General features: G+C 49.9%; 2 protein-coding genes and 2 pseudogenes. All 4 read right to left on the reverse strand.

The features are described 5' to 3' along the window. Window positions 1-413: pseudogene (locus OGW13_RS16680) on the reverse strand (IS5-like element ISKpn26 family transposase); the annotation flags it as partial. A gap of 277 nt (window positions 414-690) precedes the next feature. Next, window positions 691-972: a helix-turn-helix domain-containing protein gene (locus tag OGW13_RS16685; RefSeq protein WP_000780222.1), complete on the reverse strand. Its 282-nt coding sequence runs from the start codon at window positions 970-972 to the stop codon at window positions 691-693. Next, window positions 953-1,282 (reverse strand): type II toxin-antitoxin system RelE/ParE family toxin, encoded by a 330-nt coding sequence (locus OGW13_RS16690; protein WP_000493286.1) that lies wholly within the window; start codon window positions 1,280-1,282, stop codon window positions 953-955. Before OGW13_RS16690 ends, OGW13_RS16685 begins: the two co-directional genes overlap by 20 nt. A gap of 254 nt (window positions 1,283-1,536) precedes the next feature. Beyond that, window positions 1,537-1,679 (reverse strand): annotated as a pseudogene (locus OGW13_RS25895) (replication-associated protein RepA4); the annotation flags it as partial. Between the last annotated feature and the right edge of the window lie 534 nt (window positions 1,680-2,213).

A 2,213-nucleotide genomic window follows, 5' to 3' on the forward strand; every position in this document is an offset into this window, starting at 1 on the left:
TGGGTCATCATGACGCCTGCTTCGGCCAGCCAGCGATTGATGGTCTTGAACAATTGACGGGCCAGTTGATGCTGCTCGAGCAGGTGGCGGAAATTCATGATGGTGGTGCGATCCGGCAGGGCGCTATCCAGGGATAATCGGGCAAACAGGCGCATGGAGGCGATTTCGTACAGGGCATCTTCCATGGCACCGTCGCTCAGGTTGTACCAATGCTGCATGCAGTGAATACGCAGCATGGTCTCCAGCGGATAGGGCCGTCGGCCATTGCCCGCCTTGGGATAAAACGGCTCGATGACAGCGGTCATATTCTGCCATGGCAGAATCTGCTCCATGCGGGAGAGGAAAATCTCTTTTCGGGTCTGACGGCGCTTAGTGCTGAATTCACTATCGGCGAAGGTGAGTTGATGGCTCATGATGTCCCTCTGGGATGCGCTCCGGATGAATATGATGATCTCATATCAGGAACTTGTTCGCACCTTCCCTAAGTCACCGGCGGCTTGCCTGCCACACATTGAACATTACAGACCAATTAGCACTTTGTCACCGGGGAAAGATGTAAAGATTATGTATAAATAGATTGGCTTAGAAGTGACATTTCAACTTTGGAGAAACAGGTGACATTTTAAACTTGCTTTAACAAAATTTTGGGACTGACCGAAACAAAAAGGCCAGCCCCGGAGGGCTGGCTATTCAGTACAGGGCAATGACAGGTTTCTTGATGCCGCAGGCGTGAGCGTAGCGGGTCAGTGTGTCGATGCTGGCTTTGGTGATGTTGTTTTCCAGGCGAGAAATAACCGGAGGTGTAACCCCCATGCGTTCAGCAACCTGCGCTTTTGTCAGGTTGTCATGCTTGCGCCATTCAGCAAGCAGCTCCCTGAGCTTTTCCTTACGTTCTTCTTCCTGCCATGCAGCGCGATATTCATCGTCCTGCATCCACTCGTTATGCAGTTCTTTATGGCTTACCAGTTTCATTAAGTACCTCCGCTAACCGCTTTTTGGCGAGATCGATTTCTTTCGCTGGCGTTTTCTGTGACTTCTTGATGAAAACACGGAGCATGATGATGGTATTGCCTTTGTGGTATACCCAGATTCCCCTGGCTATGTCCGTCCCCATCGTGCGGATCTCAAAAAGTCCATCGCCCAGGGGCTTCGTGTCCGGCTCCCGCAGTAATCGGGCGTCATACTCCAGTTTGCCGATGAGACGGTCAAACTTCACCCTGATTTTTACGGGTAATGCTGTGGCTTCTTCCCTGGCTTCCGGGTGATAAACAACGCTAAACATGTGACCTCCCATTTCTATTAATATTAACCTATAGGCTAATTTCAGACAAGGTAGAATTAACCTATAAGCTAATTTTGTTGGCAGTTATCGTGGCTACCCGGTCACTACCCTGTTAGCGTGAGTTTTCGTTCCACTGAGGAACGGGGATTTATGCGCGTTAGCGCATGTAAGGCGGCAGGATGAAATGACAGGTAGCACCGAGGGTTAGCCGCCGATACCAGTGAGGGATCGAAAGGGATCGCCTATCCATCCCTTCACCTTGCAAAGCCATATTCCGCTAAAAGCGGCTCAGAGGCTTTTGTGCGCGGTCGGAGTGGTCACAACAAGGCGAAGCCGCAGTTGGGGCGTATCTCCGCGTTAGCGGGTCGTAAGAGCCGCTTACGAGCGTGTAAGCTAATTCTTCAGCGATATTTGCTGACGTATCCGGCGTGGCCGGATTTGTCCAATCCCTCGATGGCTAACAGGCGAGCTGTTAGCCATCGAGGGATTCCGTTCTGAATGCCCCGCGCTTTAGCGTGGGGAGCTACTTTTGAGGCGCTCGCGCCGATGCTGTTCGGTTATCCAGTTTTTAAAGGGGATAACAGTAATGTCTTTTATTTTTTGGTTTATCTTTTAATACGTAAGTAATTAAAAGATAAACCAAAAGAGTATTTGCGCCATCTCGTTTGCACTTCATTATCACTTACCCACAAGCTATACAGCAGTTGTGGTGGGTCTACGCCGGAACCGCCGAAAAATCCGTCATTCCTGTAGGCGGGATGGGTTGGATTTCGAAAATTATTGTACTATAAGGGCTTCCCCGGCGTGTCAACGCCGGTGTTTATGGTTTCTGTCTGCTCTTCAGTAAAAATGGCACTGTTGCAAAGTTAGCGATGAGGCAGCGTTTTGTCTTATTCAAAGGCCTTACATTTCAAAAACTCTGCTTACCAGG

This window comes from Citrobacter sp. Ca225 (assembly GCF_030337175.1).
In the GTDB taxonomy this organism is placed as follows: Bacteria; Pseudomonadota; Gammaproteobacteria; order Enterobacterales; family Enterobacteriaceae; genus Citrobacter_A; species Citrobacter_A amalonaticus.